Here is a 14,921-nt window from a genome sequence, read left to right as displayed (position 1 = left end):
TTCCTCCGTTGAATGGAGTGGATATTCTCAACACCTCCAACCATGAACGCCTCCCGCGACGCCGTCAAGGCCCCCATTCCGGTTCTTCGCCGGACGCAGGCACTCTGACACACCGTTCCAGGACACGTTCTTCAATGGGAGCTAAAGGTCATCCAACGCCTACCGCCTGCCGTGCAGGGCGGCTGCCATCTGAGCACCCTTGCTTACCGACCGTTGCAACGCATCGAAGCTGGCCAAATACTTGATAAACTGCTTTGTTTGTTTCAGCCGGGATTCTCAATGGCTACTGGCTCAAAGTTGAATGCTTACTTCAGCCCATTCCCGCGTTGGCGGCAATGCTCCCAAGCCCATGCAACGCAGGCGAAGTCCCTGATGCTCCGAAAAGGGCGGTACGACGACGACGGAGGTGATTGGTTGTCCGGGGAAGCGGTATCTGTGAAATTTTTGAAGACCTGGGCGACCTCCTCGGTGGCAGGCCAACGGGTGCTGCTGGCGGCCAAAGATGCCTTGGCTGTCGGTCTTTCCTGTTTTTTTGCGCCCCACATGCACGGAGCAGTGGACGAATACCCGTGCTACGCGCCCTTGGGCGCGTAGGTCAGCATGTATCCCACTTTCATGGGTTCGGTGCGTTCGGGACTGCAGACACTCGTTGGCTTGCTGCTGGGCATCATGCTGGCCGCCGGGGTGCTGTTGTTGGGGATATCGAACATTCTCACGATTTCTTTGGCCGTGGGGGCAGGCCTGCTCTTTGCAGGTCTGCCCCGTCTGGGGCCGGCCGCGACTATGTGCCGGTGGCGACCCTGCTGGTACTGATCATTGGAGGCTAGGACGCTGACACATTCTCCGTGGGTAGGGCGTTCAAATGGCCATGGGAGTACTAGTGGGCCTGGCTGTAAATGTCACTATTTTCCCTCCACTCACCTTGGATGCTGCTCGCGCCCAGATTTCCCGTGGGCGCCTAGTTCTCATCGAGCAGCTCAAGGACGCAGCCAAGACGCTCGTTCAGAAATGGCCCCGGAACATGAGGATTGGGCTGGCCGCCGACACGAACTGGCCCTCTTGGAAAACATAACCTTCTACATTCGCGATCTGTCGGAGGGGGCTCACTGCCGCCATCTGGGACGGGCCCTCGAGCTGCGCCTCCAGGCTGAGCTGCGCGAACCGTTGAGCCGCTGTTTGGATGCGACCGCGGACGTACTGCGGGCGTGGGAAGAGGGAGAAATAATTTCGGCCAATTTGGACTCCGCCAACGATGACTTGGCCGCATTCACCTCCGCAGTCACCGACAGCCGCGACACCGATTCGGCAGCGCTCACACCAGTTGCCGCCGTCGCACTTGATGTGCAGCGCCTTCTGGCCGCTCTCAGACACCGGTTATGTCCTGCCGGGACCAATCACCCGGATTAATGAGGCCAGGAATGAAAGTAGGGAGGCGGTCTCGCCGTCCCGAAGCCCTATTGCCAGGTCCCAAGAGTTACACAGTTTCCTTGGAAAAGGTGGGGCGTCTGACCCGCCGAAGTCGGCGGTAGCTGGAATTCCTGCTGGCGGCTCGATACTGTGGGATTACGTTGGCCGTTGAAGATCGGCCGGTTTGAGAGGAGTTCTAATGGTTTCCAAGAAAACTTCCACTGCAACGTTTACGGTTCCGGGCCTATCCTTGAAGAGCGGTCACCAGGTGGCAGCCACCCTCCAAGGCAGGCTGTATGCCTTGAATGACCTGCAGCTTACGTTGAAGCATGCCCACTGGAATGTGGTGGGCCGGGATTTCATTGGTGTCCATGAGATGCTGGACCCGCAAATTGAACTCGTTCGGGCCATGATTGACGAAACTGCCGAACGCATTGCCACGTTGGGGCTATCCCCCAACGGCCTTCCCGGCGCCTTGGTTCGTGAGCGTGATTGGGATGACTACGCCATCGGGCGTGCCTCCACCACCGAACACTTGGCAGCCCTGGATCTCGTTTATGACGGCGTAGTCTCAAGCCACCGAGATGCCATCGCAGCCACGGGGGACCTGGACCCCATTACTGAAGACATGTTGATCGGCCAAACAGCGCAGCTGGAACTTTTTCAGTGGTTCATGCGTGCGCATCTGGAAAGCAGCGCCGGCAAGTTGAGCCACGGCAATGCGCCTACCGAAAAGGCCGCGGCAGCGAAAACTAAGAAGTAGACAGCACCCCATCGGCTTGCGGCTCTCACCGGCCGTGAGGAAGCATCCCGCACTGCACATGCGCGTTCTCTCAAGGAGGAATCATGGGTTTCATCGGTTGGATCGTTTTGGGTTTGATTGTCGGATTCATTGTTAAGTCCGTCATGCCGGGGAGGGTCGGTGGCGGCTGGGTCACCAGCCTTGTTCTGGGCGTGGTCGGTGCCATTGCCGGTGGTTGGATCGGAGATCTGCTCTTCGGTGGGGGCAAGATGGAATTTTGGAACCTGGGTTCCTGGATCCTCGCCATTGTCGGCGGCTTGGTCGTCGCAGGAATTTACGGCGCAATTACCGGCCGTTCCAAAACCACCGCCTAACCGGCCCGGTCCAAACCCATGTCCGCAGCTTGGTGGTGGCCCCGCCTTCCCCAACCGTCCAACGACGCAGCAAATCCAGCATTTGACCACACTTCGATGAGCTTGGATCTGAACACGGAATCTATTCACAACAGGAGGATAAGGCACATGTCCCAGAATGAAAATATTCACAAAGTCATGGAAATTGTTGAGCACCATCGGATCTGCATGCTGACAACTGTGGGTGATGATGGTGCGATTATGGGTTGGCCCATGACAGTCACCAAGGTTGAGGACAATGGCGAACTGTGGTTTTTTAGCTCTACCGGCACGGGTCCCGTAGCAGCGATTGGCACCGAAGCCCGGGTGAATCTTTCCTTCGGCGGAAAGAATGAATGGCTTTCGGTTCACGGCTCGGCAGTCGTCATTACCAGCGAGCCCAAGGCCCGGGAGTTGTGGAATGAGGCCGCGGCCGCGTTCTACCCCAACGGTCCGGAATCCAAAGATCTGGTCCTCGTGCGTGTCCGTCCCGATGGGGCACAATATTGGGAGGCCCCAGGTGGAGCCATCTCCACCATCTTCCAATGGGCCAAGGCACGGCTCACCGGTGAAGTGATCGACGCCGGGGAAAGCCAAAAGGTTGAACTGTAGCCACTATTTTCTGCACTGAATCCTTTTCAACTAAGGAGAACATCATGAAAGCCAAGCTAACTTTTCTTGCCGGAATGGCCGCCGGGTACGTGCTGGGGAGCCGCGCGGGCCGGACAAGCTACGAAAAAATCAAGGCATGCGCTACGTCGATCTGGAACAAGGATTCGGTTCAGGAAACTGTCACCACCGTCCAGCACGCCGTCAGGGAACATGCCGTGGAAGCTGCGCACAAACTGCTCCAGCACACTAAACACACAGGTGCCTCCACGGAAACAGGCCATGTGGACGCGGACCCCGGCAACACTGGAGGAAAGCCGTTGGACATTGCCCCTGAAGTCTCTGACGAATTCCCCGATGCTGCCCTGTCGGGCGGAGAGGCCCAGAAATGGGGGAAGGGAAGAATGTCCGGGTCTTAGCGTCTGGAAACGGACAGCTGATGCTGAAGCCAAGCACAACCGCCGGGACAAGACAATACCGAGCCTGGCCTGGACCTTGATTTGGAGCCCCGCACTGACCGTGGCGATGAATCCTTCCTCCTTGCCGGCCGCCAGGCTTTTATCATTGGCGATGCCTGCCGAATCGGCGCCGGAGCAGTCATCGCCTTTGCCAAGGGAATGAGGCGACGTCGCCTGTCTGGTCTGGCACTCTTGCCTGACGCAGTGCTATTCGTCCAGACTTTCGCTTATACCAATTACCGCCCCGGAGTCTGCGGTACTTGACGGGGGTCCAGCTGATGCCTCTAGATTTGCTGGGGCCGCTGCAGTACTACTGAAAGGAAACAGCTATCGCGATCGTCTGCACCCTCTCCCCTCCCCGAAGCCCTCCAGCAGTGAGCTCATGGCGCAGCATGTCTTGGGCGAACTGAAGAAGTATGGCGTCGTGACTTCCTCGGTGCGCATTGTCGACCACAACGTTAAGCATGGGGTTCAGATTGACATGGGCGGTGGCGATGATTGGCCCGCGATCAGGACGAGGATCCTTGCCGCGGACATCGCGGTTCTTTCTACCCCGATCTGGATGGTCACCCTTGCAGTGTTGCCCAGCAAGTGTTGGAACGCCTTGATGCAGATCTCGCCGAAACCGACAGCCAGGGCCGGCCCATCATGTTCGGCAAGGTAGCCGTCGTTGCCGTCGTGGGAAACGAGGACGGCGCCCACAAGGTCATTGCGGACATGATGCAGGGTCTGAACGACGTCGGCTTCAGCATCCCAGCCCAGGGTGGGACTTACTGGGTTGGGGAGGCCATGCAAACTGTCGACTACAACGACCTGGAGAAGGTACACGATGCCGTCGCCTCAGCCGTTGGGGTGCTTGCCCGCAACGCCGCCCACCTAGCACGGGTGCTGCAAAGCGAGCCATACCCGGCGAAGTAGGCCAGGGGAAACACTATGCACCGGCTGTGGTCCAAGCAGGTTCACGCAAAAATTGCTGGCTGCGGCGCAAGGGGAGGCCTAAAGTGAGGCTAGTGGGACTCGCAACAAATTCAACGAGCTTTTGATCCGCAAGGGAGGCGTAGCGTGGGCGATCCTGTACGGTTCCGTGGCTGCCGCAAGTATTGGACGTCAGCCTGGTCATGGCGACTTCTTGTTCCGGTGGTGCTGCTGGCGGCCGTGTCCGGGTGTGCACCCTCGGGAGCAGGCCCCGCCAGTGCGGCTCAAGCATTCTATGCCGCACTGGACGGCCACGATCTGGCGGCTGCGTGTGCACTTCTGGCCCCGGCGACCATCAAATCCTTGGCCAAAGACGGAGGCGGTTCCTGTCCCACCGGTCTCGAGGACGCTGGCCTGGCTGCCGTGGGTCCCGATGGCCGCGCCCCCTCCGCGACCCAGGTGTTCGGCCGCAGCGCCCTGGTCAGTCTCGGTGCGGAAAATGTGTTCCTGACCCAATCCGGCACCCGTTGGCTGGTGGACGCCGCCGGTTGCACCGCCGTTGAGGATGCACCGTTTGATTGTGAAATTGGGGGCGGCTGAGAGTGAAGGCACAATTTATTGGCTATCTATTCGTCGTGGTCCTGGGCTTGGCCTTCATCTTGGCCTTGGGCTGGCTGCATTGGTAGGGGAAAAGCGTGAAGACGTGGATGCATCACAACGGTCTGGGCCTGTTCTTCGGCACCATCTTTATCTTGGCCCTTGCGGGCCAGGCACTCACCGGCCATGCCTTGTTCAATCAGGAACAGGTCGCCGCCGGACTCGACCCGATCACTTTAGGCCAGTATGTTCTGTCCTCGAGCTTTGGGGTGGATGTGGCCGAAAACTGGCAGTCGGAGTATTTGCAGTTCCTGCTGTACATCAGTGTCACGATTTGGCTTGTTCAAAAGGGCTCCCCTGAGTCCAAGAAACTGGACCAATCGGGCCCGGGCACAGACAAGGACCAACTGGTTGGCCAATATGCCCATCTCGATTCACCTGCTTGGGCCCGGGTTCACGGGTGGCGCCAACACCTGTACGGGAACTCGTTGGTGTTGGCGATGGGCGGCATCTTCTTCCTATCCTGGCTTGCCCAGTCCGTCGCAGGGGCCAGCGCCTTCAACGAACAACAACTTCAGGACTTGCAGGCCCCGATCAGCTGGGCACTGTATGTGGCCTCCCCCGAATTTTGGAACCGCACCCTGCAGAACTGGCAATCCGAATTTCTCGCCGTCGGCTCCATGGTGGTGCTGTCCATCTATCTGCGCCAGCGCGGGTCCCCGGAATCAAAACCTGTCGGATCGTCCCATGAAACCACCGGAACCACGGGATAAATCCACACCAAAAAAGCCTCAACGAGGGCTTGACTGATGAACCGCGACGGTGCCATGGTGGGGGCATGCCGTGAACCAAGCATGAAGCCTCCAATGGCCGCCCCCGGCTAAGGAGTTTGCATGAGCACCAAAGATGCCTCGCCCACCGGCGGCAGCCCGCAAGGTGGCTATGGATCTCCCACTCCGGAAGACGAAATGCCGGATTCCCCAGCGACAAACTTTGACTCAGCAGATCTCACAGACGACTTAGCAGACCTGACGTCGAGTCAGCCGAGGCGCTGGTGGAGCCACTCGTTCCATCGGAGAAAGATCCACAGACACCGGCGGTTTCCGAAGCAGACCTCAGACACGCCCGGTACGTTGAAGCCCCGGACTGACAGCCTGCACCACCAACCCAAGCCTGAGTGGGCGGCAGCGAGTGCATGCCAGATGGTTCCGGGTTGGTGACTGGAAAATTGCTTCCCGCTTGGCTACGGTGAAATGACGACGGTCGTTGCAGATCGACCGGTTTCGAGAGGAGTTCTAATGGTTTCCAAGAAAACTTCGAGCGCGAATTTTACGGTTCCCGGCTTGACGCTCAAGGATGGGCATCAGGTGGCCGCCATTTTGCAGAGTCGCCTTCACGCACTCAATGACCTGCAATTGACACTCAAGCATGCGCATTGGAATGTGGTGGGACGGGACTTCATTGGGGTCCACGAAATGCTGGATCCTCAAATTGAACTGGTTCGCGCCATGATCGATGAAACTGCCGAACGCATTGCGACACTGGGTGTCTCCCCCAGCGGCCTCCCTGGCGCCTTGGTCAAGGAACGGGACTGGAACGATTACGCCATCGGGCGAGCTTCCACCACCGAACATCTGGCCGCGTTGGACATCGTCTACGACGGCATCATTTCAAGCCACCGAGATGCAATAGCGGCCACAGGAGAGCTGGACCCCATCACCGAAGACATGCTGATCGGCCACAGTGCCAAACTTGAGCTTTTCCAATGGTTCATGCGCGCGCACCTCGAAAACAACACCGGCTCACTGATCCACGGCAACTCTGCGACCGAAAAGGGCGCCGCGAAGTCGGCAAGAAACTAGAGCCAAGATAGTTGTTGGGGGACAAACAAAACCAAAAAATAGGTAACTCTCTCAAGGAGGAATCATGGGATTCATCGGATGGATCATTCTTGGCTTGATCGTAGGAGCCATCGTCAAGGCAGTCATGCCGGGGAAGGTCGGCGGCGGCTGGATCACCAGCCTGGTTCTGGGCGTGGTCGGTGCCGTCGTTGGTGGATGGATCGGTGATCTGCTGTTCGGCTCCGGGAAGATGGAATTCTGGAATCTGGGTTCCTGGATCCTTGCCATCGTCGGCGGCCTCGTCGTCGCCGGCATTTACGGGGCCATAACAGGCCGCTCCAGAACCAACACCACCAACGCCTGAGCGTACAGACCCGGCAGCGGCAGCCCGTGCCAGGATAAGTCTCTGAATGTCTCTGAGCAGGGTTCCTGTTCAGAGACATCCAGAGCACCTGGGGGGCCAACACGACCAATCAGGGGTAGAACATGAAAGGGAAATTGGCATTCGCGGCCGGAGTTACCGCGGGATAGCTGCTGGGATCGCGAGCCGGACGAACAAGCTACGAGCACCTGAAAATCGCTGTCAAGTCTTTCTGGGCCGCTGACAGTGTGCAAGACGTGGTGACCACCCTCGAACACATGGGTTGGCGAGGAACCGAGAGCGCTTCGACGTCGACCGTTTCCGATGTCATCTCAGACCCGGCCCTCAACGAAAAACTAGGCCAAGACTGGGCCGGTGACGGTGGAGCCACACTGAGCGGACCGGCAACCTCTTCAAGCCGATCCAGTAGCTTTTGACCAGCACTTCACCACTGGGGCAGCCCCTTGTGGCCGGATGAACTTTACTGCCAGGTTTCCCAAGATGCCCCGCTCCAAAAGCACTACTCCGAACCATGACATGTGCGGGGGCACACGATGAACGGAGGCAGAATCCAATGCCGATTTTCACTTCCCTAGATTCCCGGGGACCGATCAGCGGGTCCCTGCTGTCCATGCTCAACACGCTTCCGGGTGAGGACCCAGATATAGGCACGGACCTGCTCTTGGATACCGTTCGCTCGGTCCGTGATGCCCCCGACATTCTCTCCGATGAAGATCTACAACTTGCGTTGCTGATTCTGTATTCACTTCATTACGGAGGCCTAGGTAACTGGGATCCGCGCTGGGAATGGCAGGCCAAACCCCTGAGTATCCGGTTGGTGATTGAGGAACGCTTCGAGAGTGTTCTGCGCGGCCTCCTTCCTGTCCCCGATCTGCCACCGGCCGAGGCTGAAGCTGTCGCCGCCGAATTGTTCAAACTCACTGCCGAGGACAGTAGCCCAAGTGTCTCGAAATATGTTGCCCGGCAGGCCAGTGTGGAGCAGGCACGGGAGATCGTTGTGCATAAATCCTTGTATACGCTCAAAGAAGCCGATCCCCACTCCTGGGCCATCCCCCGCCTCCAAGGACGCGCAAAGGCCGCCTTAGTGGAAATACAAGCCGACGAGTACGGTGGTGGACGGCCAGATCAGGTGCAGGCCACCATTTTCGCTGGCACCATGCGCGGTATGGACCTTTCAGATGCTTACGGATACTACGTCAATCATCTTCCGGCATTGACCCTGGCCTCCTTCAACATGATGTCAATGTTCGGTCTCCACCGTCGACTCCGCGGCGCCACTACCGGCCACCTGGCGGCCTTCGAAATGACCTCTTCAATTTCCAACCGTTTCTATGGCAACGGGTTCCGTCGGCTCGGCTATGGCGCAGATGTGACCTGGTACTTCGATGAGCATGTTGAGGCCGATGCAGTGCATGAACAAATTGCCGGCAGGGATTTGGCCGGAGCCCTGGCCGAGGATGAGCCTGACCTCCTCCCAGACATCATTTTCGGTGCACAAGCCTGCCTGTACATGGACAGCCTCACCGGAGCGCATCTGCTTGATACGTGGAACCGGGAAGAAAGTTCCCTTCGACAGCCCCTGAGCGAATCTGTGGCCCTTCCGTGAGCAGCCAACAGCGCTCGTCACCGAGCATCACAGCATGCCCTGACGGACTACTACTGATTCGGGGTGACATCGAATTGCTCACAGGGACCGGGGATGAAATCACCCGCAAACGCAAGACCATCGCCCTGTGCCGCTGTGGGGCCTCGACGATCAAACCTCATTGCGACGGAACCCACAAGCTCATCAACTTCACCACCGACAACCCGCAAGAACCAGCCGCGAAGCCCACGGAAAAGTCAACCACTGGTTCGAGCACTACCGACCTGCAGGAGACAGTAAGCGATGAACTTGGAACTGAGCGACGCACACCAAGTAGCTGAATCCATTGGAGAGATCGCAGCTGCGAAAGGATACACGATCGCTGTGGCTGAATCGCCCACCAGCGGGTCCATCGCCATGTGCCTGGGCGCTGCCGAGTTTGCCGCGCAGTGGTTTAGCGGTGGCGTCACCGCCTACACCCCGGAAACAAAATATAGGGTCCGGGGCGTCACCCCGGGCCGTGTAGCCATCGAGAAGGCCCAAGGTGTCAGCCGCCTTACCGGCGCCGACGTCAGTGTCGCCGTGACTGGTGTGGGTGGCCCTGAAACAGCCGAAGGAAAGCCCGCCAGGACTGTCTTCATTGCGGTTTGGGACGGAACCAGGGCTCGTGTGGAAGAGCATCATTTTCTCGGAGCACCCGAAGCGGTGGTGGAACAAACAGTCCTGCACGCGCTGCGTCTGCTTCGGGACGCCCTCATCAACGCTGCAGACGCCATCCCACACCAGACTGATTAGCACTGGCAGCGTCGCCGGGCACCGTTGGTGTGGCCGACCCCAACATATCCCGCAAGTTAGCCGACCAAAGGAAGCACTGATGACCCAAGACCAGTACACCTTTCAAAACCCTGTCACCCGCTACCCGAGCATCAGCCCGCCAGAGCAAGACCAGCCCGAACCAGGCCTGGACCGCGATTTGGAACCCCACACGGATCGCGGGGAACATTCCTACCGCGGCACAGGGCGCCTTACTGGCCGGAAGGCGCTCATCACGGGCGCCGATTCCGGGATCGGCGCCGCCGTCGCCATTGCCTACGCCTGTGAAGGCGCGGACGTCGCCTTGTCCTACCTTCCAGCGGAAGCAGCGGACGCGAAAGTAGTTATGCAACTCATTCGCGACAGCGGACAAAAGGCCGTCCCACTGCCCGGGGACATCTCCAATGCTGGAGCCGCCCGATCCTTGGTGGCGGATGCCGTGGCGCAGCTCGGCGGTCTGGACATCCTCGTCAACAATGCCGGGAAACAAATTTCAATGGACAGTCTTGAAGACCTCAGCGACGAACAATTCGAGCAAACCTTTGCCACGAATGTCTTCGCCATGTTTTGGATCACCAAAGCCGCCCTGCCCCACCTGCCCGCCGGTGCCACCATCATCAACACCACCTCCATCCAGGCGTACAACCCCTCCCCCAACCTCATCGACTACGCCGCCACCAAGGCGGCCATCAACAAATTCACCAAGGGACTGGCCCAGCAGTTGGCCTCGCGCGGCATCCGCGTCAACGCCATCGCCCCCGGACCCTTCTGGACAACCTACCGAGCTTGCCCCTGCCTACGTCTTCTTGGCCTCCCCGGAATCTAGCTACGTGCTCGGTGAAACACTGAACATCAATGGGGGAACACCCACACCATAAAAATCCGATGAAACGGCACAGTCAGGTGGCAGAGCAGATATCGCTGCTCGCCTCACGTCCAAAGCCTCCGCACCCCTGGGCACCGTGGGGTCGTCGCCGGCCCCGTCGTCGTTCTGGTGCTCTGGGCACTCAGCGGATTGATTCTGGGACTCTCCGATACGTGGCGGCTCATCATCAACACCAGGACCACGACGATGGCGTCTCAGATAGTGTTTATCATCCAGTACTCACCAAACTGGGACGATCTGGCCCCCAGCCTGAAACTCGAGGCCTTGGTGCTGGACCTCAAAACTACCAACTCCAAACTCTTTGGGGCCGAAGAAGACATCAAACGGAACAGCTGTGCGAAGGGGCAATAGATCAAGCCGCTGACGACCAAACGGAAGAATGCGGCTGGCAACGGCCGTTCATAGGTCTGGTCACGCAATGCGGCACCCTTTTGCCGGTGCCGCCGATTCTTGGCAGGCGGCACCAGACCGGTGTGAACGCGTTCCGAAGTGGACGTTTGAAACAGAATTCCTGCCAACCAAGCTCTCCGGCGAAGAGATTCCTCGGGCATCATGCCTTCACCTTCAAAAGACTTGAGGGAAGCTGTGGTCCGGGAACATTTCGTCCTCTGGCGGGACTGTTGTGAGAGGGTCAGGAGGCGTAGGCTCACTGTCATCGACTAAAAACTCTAGGAGGAACGCCATGGGTATCGGCGACAAGTTTGATGCAGCCAAGGACAAAGTCACAGGGAAGATCAAGGAGGGCGTTGGTAAGGCCACCGATGACAACTCCATGATCGTGGAAGGCAAAGCCGATCAGGTCAAGGGGGCCGTGAAAGATAAGATCGCGGACACCAAGGCCCACCTGAAAGACGATGCCCATAACCGACACACGGACGACACCGAAGGCGGGGCGACCACTAGGGCCGGCTCGTAGGACTTAGGCCAACTACAGGAAAGCCCGACCAGCCTGAGAGCTGTGTCTCGGGCTTTCTGCGCTGTCCAGTAAGGATGATGATATGCCAGCAAGGAAGAATCCGAGCCTGAAAGACCCGGAACTTTATGAGGAGTTGCGCGAGGACGGCGCTTCAAAGCAGAAGGCTGCAAGAATCTCCAACGCTGCGGCCAAGGAAGGACGCTCGACAATCGGGCGAAAAGGCGGAAAATCCCCGGCCTACGAAGAGTGGACAGTTGCTGATTTGCGCGTCAAAGCCAAGGAAATTGGTCTCACAGGATACTCCTCCCAGCGCAAGGCAGAATTGATTGAGTCACCAAGAATCTCCTAATAGCTACCAGGCCAAGTAGGGAGCTCCGGATCATATGGGATTGGATTCACCGGCAGACGACGTTGGTAAATTGGCTGCGGACAGTGGGCGGGATGAAACCCGCAATGAACAACGTGACCGCCAATGGGATGATTTGCTTCAAGAACTTAGAGTCATGCAAACGGGGACCCAAATAATTGCTGGCTTCTTGCTGACGCTTCCTTTTCAGTCACGATTCACCGAACTCGACCAAACAGCAACCATCCTGTACTTGTGCAACGTCCTTCTTGCTGCCTTAGCTACCTGCTTAATGCTGGTACCAGTGGCAATGCACCGGGAACTTTTTGGACTGCACGTGAAAGACAGACTTGTAGCCTCCGGCCACAACATACTTCGCATAGTATTGTGGCTCATCGGGTTGCTGGTCGTGGGAACCACCGCACTGGTATTTGATATGGTTCTCGGCAGAATCGAAGCAATCATCGTTGCCACCGCCCTTGCCGTTTTCCTTCTGGCTGTCCTCGCCGCCTACCCAGTGCTGGTCCGAACCAAAAAACACTAACAACGCCCACTACCCATTCACTGGCCGCGCCCAACGCACCACTGAAAGAAAAGTGCTCTGGCAGAAACCCGCCTCTGGCCCGTGCCCTACCCCAACGGTTCAGATTCCAACGGGCGAGGGTCATCCGGTCCAAGATGCCCGGCCGCCGGTTGATGAGCTGAGGACTCATTCTTGATCGCATTGGACAAGAACGCGGCGAGTCCTTCTCTACCGTGCACGGCGAAAGCTTGGCGTTGACGGTCGGCTCCCGTACCAATCAGAAGGAGCTGCTCTGCCAGGGCCGTGACGATGGCGAGATCACCTGATGCTTCCAATGCCTGGTGTGTCTCATCCAGCAGTGCCTGGATAACTACCGATGCTGGTGCCAGACTCTCGTCCACGGGATGTACCAACTGGGCGGTCAGACCGTGTCGGGCAGAATGCCACAACGCCGCGTCCAATAGTTCAGGCCCTGGATCCGGGAAGGACGTCTCAGGCCTGCCTAGGAACGTGGCGACGAGCGCCCGTCCCAGCAAGGCCAACAGCAACGTGGTGGAGGGCTCCAACTGGGCGTCTGCAACGCGTATTTCCACTGTGGGCTGGTGGTGTGAAAGCCGAGCCGACCACGAAATGGAACCCTGATCCGGGGTGACACCGATACCGATCAGGGCTTTGGTTCTGCGATCATAATCTGCAGCATCGAGAAACCTGGGCGGGCATCCCGCCGTCGTCCATCGCCGATACTGAATACCACGCCAGCTGGAGAACGTGGTGTCCTCACCACACCAAAACGGCGAATTGGCAGACATCGCCAACAAGACCGGCAACCACCGACGCAGATAATTCAACGCACCAATGGCGGCTTCCCCTTCCGGAACTCCCACATGGATGTGGAGACCGTTTAGATGGTGCTCGAATGCCAGTGCCCCGATGCTGCCGGCAATGTTCTCGTACCGACTATTGTCGGTCACCATGGCACCGTTGGGGTTCGTGAACGGTGTGCCGACGCCCGCTGCCAAGACTCCATGGTCCTCAGCACAAGACGTGAGTGCTGTCCGGAAACTCCACAACGCTCCGGCGGCCTCCTCAAATGAGCCGAGCACTGGTGAAGCATATTCCACCTGAGAGCGGAGAAACTCACTGCGGACCACACCCCCGGCGAAATCAAATTCTTGGAGTTCTCGTTGAACATCGGCCGAGACAGGGACCGGTGTTAGTGTTGCGCGGTCAAGAAAAACGAACTCTTCCTCAATCCCAAACGTCAGCATCTTCGACCCCGCTTCCCATTCAGTCCTGCCTGGATCAATCAAGGAATGGATTGCCGAGCAACTCACTGTCCCCCAAACAGGTCATTGACGGCCGCTAACTCACCAAAGATTCGTCCTGCCCTAGTCCGGTATGAGCATTTGAAAACCACAGCGGCATCGCAGCACAACCGTGGGGATATGAACCTCAAGAACGTTGTGGAGATCATCGTCAGCACTCCCGACACCGGTGACTCGCAAGCCAAATGCTTCCATGGGTTCACCGCAATGAATGTAGTAGCGACCGAATCTCAACACTCCCGGTTGCGTATCAGAAGTAGTCAGGAAGCGCGCCACTGCTTGCACCGAAGCCTCATGAGCGTAGAAGGATTCACACTTCCCGCAGCTATATTCCACCATCACCCAACCGTCCGTTCTCGGGACCACGGGTTCAATGGATTCGATAGTTAGATCCTCAGAAGTGTTGCAGTCAATACAGGTAATCTGAGGGCCAGCTATGACAAGGTTTTGCTCGGCTCTCACTGGACTGGGATCGATAGTCATTATCAGCTCTCCGACATCAGCTCGATGCGCGTCCGGGTCGCAGAACCACGGCTGCGCGACAACACCAATAGATTCAATCCACACCATACTGTTCAGTTCCGCACCGCCCCAATGACATACATACCGCGTGCCAAGGAACCCGACCAGCAGATGATGAGAAAAATGCTAGACCAGTTCACACGAACTGTCTACGACTTCCACCTCGGGAACCATGACTACGGGCTGCGAACCGACCGCCGCCCCGATCGTCCTCACGGATGAAAATGGGGCGCAATGTCGCAGATTCACATGAAAGTCCAATCGCTTCACCACGTCAGCCGTTTGTCGATGATCGCAGTCTCTTTGGATGCATCAGATTCGGCCCAAGAATATTCTGCAAAAAATGCGTCCGTGGAGATGGTGTGCGAGAATTCCAGGCGCCCACACCTTTACCACCTTCATCGTGGCGTTAATACGTGGCTCTTACTCGCGGTGAGTGGTGGGTGCCGCGCCTTCGGTGCCGTCCGTGTGCCGGTTATCGGCATCGTCTTTCAGGTGGGCCTTGGTGTCCGCGATCATATCCTCACGGCACCCTCGACCTGATCGGCTTTGCCTTCCACGATCATGGAGTTGTCATCGGTGGCCATACCAACGCCCTCCTTGATCTTCCCTGTGACTTTGTCCTTGGCTGCATCAAACTTGTCGCCGATACCCATGGCGTT

The 14,921-nt window shown here is 58.0% G+C and carries 19 protein-coding genes and 2 pseudogenes; 19 read left to right on the top strand and 2 right to left on the bottom strand.

The features are described from left to right. Positions 1–600 precede the first annotated feature (600 nt). From CVS27_RS20580 to CVS27_RS16165, 19 genes and pseudogenes are all read left to right on the top strand, one after another. Complete coding sequence (locus tag CVS27_RS20580) at positions 601–813, top strand: aromatic acid exporter family protein (RefSeq protein ID WP_133162961.1); 213 nt, start codon at positions 601–603, stop codon at positions 811–813. 195 nt (positions 814–1,008) lie between these two features. Beyond that, positions 1,009–1,407 carry a hypothetical protein gene (locus tag CVS27_RS16250; protein ID WP_103466887.1) on the top strand — a complete coding sequence of 133 codons (399 nt, stop codon included), beginning with the start codon at positions 1,009–1,011 and terminating at the stop codon, positions 1,405–1,407. A gap of 199 nt (positions 1,408–1,606) precedes the next feature. Then, on the top strand, positions 1,607–2,170 hold the full coding sequence (locus CVS27_RS16245; protein WP_103466886.1) for a Dps family protein: 564 nt from the start codon (positions 1,607–1,609) through the stop codon (positions 2,168–2,170). An 83-nt stretch (positions 2,171–2,253) separates the two neighbouring features. Further along, positions 2,254–2,523: a GlsB/YeaQ/YmgE family stress response membrane protein gene (locus tag CVS27_RS16240; protein WP_103466885.1), complete on the top strand. Its 270-nt coding sequence runs from the start codon at positions 2,254–2,256 to the stop codon at positions 2,521–2,523. Between the two features lie 147 nt (positions 2,524–2,670). Beyond that, a complete protein-coding gene (locus CVS27_RS16235) occupies positions 2,671–3,153 on the top strand; it encodes a pyridoxamine 5'-phosphate oxidase family protein (protein ID WP_165788328.1) in 483 nt (160 codons plus the stop codon). Between the two features lie 44 nt (positions 3,154–3,197). Continuing rightward, complete coding sequence (locus CVS27_RS16230) at positions 3,198–3,569, top strand: hypothetical protein (protein WP_103466883.1); 372 nt, start codon at positions 3,198–3,200, stop codon at positions 3,567–3,569. A gap of 630 nt (positions 3,570–4,199) precedes the next feature. Further along, positions 4,200–4,526, top strand: a complete 327-nt coding sequence (locus CVS27_RS21735) for a hypothetical protein (RefSeq protein WP_442319978.1) — start codon at positions 4,200–4,202, stop codon at positions 4,524–4,526. Between the two features lie 144 nt (positions 4,527–4,670). After that, a complete protein-coding gene (locus CVS27_RS16220; RefSeq protein WP_133162960.1) occupies positions 4,671–5,123 on the top strand; it encodes a hypothetical protein in 453 nt (150 codons plus the stop codon). A gap of 107 nt (positions 5,124–5,230) precedes the next feature. After that, positions 5,231–5,893 (top strand): DUF6766 family protein, encoded by a 663-nt coding sequence (locus CVS27_RS16215; RefSeq protein ID WP_165788330.1) that lies wholly within the window; start codon positions 5,231–5,233, stop codon positions 5,891–5,893. A gap of 525 nt (positions 5,894–6,418) precedes the next feature. Next, entirely contained in the window at positions 6,419–6,982 is a 564-nt protein-coding gene (locus CVS27_RS16210) for a Dps family protein (protein ID WP_103466880.1), read from the top strand. Between the two features lie 64 nt (positions 6,983–7,046). Continuing rightward, the gene (locus tag CVS27_RS16205; RefSeq protein ID WP_103466879.1) at positions 7,047–7,325 is read left to right on the top strand and encodes a GlsB/YeaQ/YmgE family stress response membrane protein; all 279 of its coding nucleotides are present in this window, start codon (positions 7,047–7,049) and stop codon (positions 7,323–7,325) included. A gap of 571 nt (positions 7,326–7,896) precedes the next feature. Continuing rightward, entirely contained in the window at positions 7,897–8,949 is a 1,053-nt protein-coding gene (locus tag CVS27_RS16200) for an iron-containing redox enzyme family protein (RefSeq protein WP_243400232.1), read from the top strand. After that, positions 8,946–9,269 carry a CDGSH iron-sulfur domain-containing protein gene (locus tag CVS27_RS16195; protein WP_103466878.1) on the top strand — a complete coding sequence of 108 codons (324 nt, stop codon included), beginning with the start codon at positions 8,946–8,948 and terminating at the stop codon, positions 9,267–9,269. The genes CVS27_RS16200 and CVS27_RS16195 overlap by 4 nt, the downstream gene beginning before the upstream one ends. Next, positions 9,232–9,723 carry a CinA family protein gene (locus tag CVS27_RS16190; protein WP_103466877.1) on the top strand — a complete coding sequence of 164 codons (492 nt, stop codon included), beginning with the start codon at positions 9,232–9,234 and terminating at the stop codon, positions 9,721–9,723. Before CVS27_RS16195 ends, CVS27_RS16190 begins: the two co-directional genes overlap by 38 nt. Positions 9,724–9,802: 79 nt before the next feature. Continuing rightward, positions 9,803–10,619, top strand: a pseudogene (locus CVS27_RS16185) (SDR family oxidoreductase). 89 nt (positions 10,620–10,708) lie between these two features. Further along, a pseudogene (locus CVS27_RS16180) lies at positions 10,709–10,978 on the top strand (low affinity iron permease family protein); the annotation flags it as partial. Between the two features lie 331 nt (positions 10,979–11,309). Then, positions 11,310–11,543, top strand: coding sequence for a CsbD family protein (locus tag CVS27_RS16175; RefSeq protein ID WP_103466875.1), 234 nt, complete (start codon positions 11,310–11,312; stop codon positions 11,541–11,543). An 82-nt stretch (positions 11,544–11,625) separates the two neighbouring features. Further along, positions 11,626–11,892, top strand: coding sequence for a DUF7218 family protein (locus CVS27_RS16170; protein WP_103466874.1), 267 nt, complete (start codon positions 11,626–11,628; stop codon positions 11,890–11,892). A 34-nt stretch (positions 11,893–11,926) separates the two neighbouring features. Continuing rightward, positions 11,927–12,433, top strand: a complete 507-nt coding sequence (locus CVS27_RS16165; protein ID WP_103466873.1) for a DUF6328 family protein — start codon at positions 11,927–11,929, stop codon at positions 12,431–12,433. A gap of 86 nt (positions 12,434–12,519) precedes the next feature. Here the strand turns inward: CVS27_RS16165 and CVS27_RS16160 are convergent, their stop codons facing one another. Next, positions 12,520–13,680 (bottom strand): carboxylate-amine ligase, encoded by a 1,161-nt coding sequence (locus CVS27_RS16160; RefSeq protein WP_103466872.1) that lies wholly within the window; start codon positions 13,678–13,680, stop codon positions 12,520–12,522. Between the two features lie 1,094 nt (positions 13,681–14,774). Then, positions 14,775–14,915, bottom strand: a complete 141-nt coding sequence (locus CVS27_RS16150; RefSeq protein ID WP_103466870.1) for a CsbD family protein — start codon at positions 14,913–14,915, stop codon at positions 14,775–14,777. Between the last annotated feature and the right edge of the window lie 6 nt (positions 14,916–14,921).

The sequence above is a fragment of the Arthrobacter glacialis genome, assembly GCF_002909445.1.
Taxonomy (GTDB): domain Bacteria; phylum Actinomycetota; class Actinomycetes; order Actinomycetales; family Micrococcaceae; genus Specibacter; species Specibacter glacialis.
This window is presented reverse-complemented; position numbering and strand designations above follow the sequence as displayed.